This is a genomic window from Desulfovibrio sp. TomC (assembly GCF_000801335.2).
Lineage (GTDB): Bacteria > Desulfobacterota > Desulfovibrionia > Desulfovibrionales > Desulfovibrionaceae > Solidesulfovibrio.
Genome location: NZ_JSEH01000099.1, coordinates 1 through 1,193 on the forward strand (window position 1 = coordinate 1; position 1,193 = coordinate 1,193).

Sequence of the window (1,193 nt, forward strand, 5' to 3'; positions counted from 1 at the left end):
TGTAAACCTCCCGTTCTTAGTGCCAGTCGAAAGTTGAGACCTCCTGCGAGTTGATGGCGAGGTACTCGGAGGGGGTAAGGTCTCCGAGGGATTCATGGGGCCGTTGTTCATTGTACTGCTTCAGCCAATCGTCCACGATCTCTCTGACTTCGCTCAACCTGCTGAAAATATAGAAGTCCAATACCTCATGGCGGAAGGTCCGGTTGAACCGCTCGATATACGAGTTCTGCGTGGGCTTGCCCGGCTCGATAAATTCCAACTCCACGCCGTGGCGCTCGGCCCAGTCGGCCAAGGTCACGGACACAAGCTCAGGACCATTATCCAACCGGAGTTTTGCCGGGCATCCTCTCCAGGCTATCACCCGATCCAAAACCCGGATGATCCTGGCCGCCGGCAGCGTCGTGTCCACCTCGATGGCCAACGCCTCGCGGTTGAAGTCATCAAGCACATTGAACGTGCGAAACCGCTGTCCGTTCATCAGTACGTCGCTCATGAAATCCACCGACCAACACACGTTGGCGGCCATAGGCACGGAAAGCTTCTCGGGATGCCTTGACGGCAGCCGCTTTTTGCCCTTGCGGCGCAGGTTCAGCTTCAAGGCGCAATACACCCGGTAGACCCGTTTGTGGTTCCAAGTCGGCTGCTGCCTGTGCATCAACGAAAACAATTTTCCAAAGCCGTATCGTGGAAACTGCTCGGCCAGGCCGATAAGCGCTTCAATCACTTGCCCATCTTCAGAGGGCTTGGGCTGATAGCCATACACAGACCTGCTCAGACCAAAAACACAGCAGGCTCTCCGAAGACTCAGTCCATGCACAATGTGGACGTATGTGATCAACTCTCGCTTGTCGTCTGGCCTTACAACTTTTTTGCGATCACATCCTTCAGGGCCTGATTCTCCAGGCTCAGCTCGGCAAACATCTGCTTGAGGCGGCTGTGCTCGCTTTCAAGATCCTTGAGACGTCGCACATCGGATGCTTCCATGCCGCCGTATTTGGTCTTCCACTTGTAGAACGTGGTCGCGCTGATGCCGTTTTCACGGCAAATATCCGCGACAGGACGTCCTGCCTCAGCTTCCTTGAGCATCTTGACGATCTGCGTCTCAGAAAATCGAGATTTCCGCATCGCTCCCTCCTGGGGCGGGTTTGCCAGAAATCTCAACTTTTCGCTGGCCCTATTTTAGGGGAGGGTTA

The 1,193-nt window shown here is 55.1% G+C and carries 1 protein-coding gene; it reads right to left on the minus strand.

All coding sequences use genetic code 11. The annotated features are described in order from the left end of the window. Window positions 1-16: 16 nt before the first annotated feature. Window positions 17-1,125 (minus strand): IS3 family transposase gene (locus NY78_RS21695; protein ID WP_156181154.1). Its coding sequence is split into 2 segments (ribosomal slippage): window positions 17-864 and window positions 864-1,125, totalling 1,110 coding nucleotides; the frame shifts between segments, so codons are not numbered across the junction. Between the last annotated feature and the right edge of the window lie 68 nt (window positions 1,126-1,193).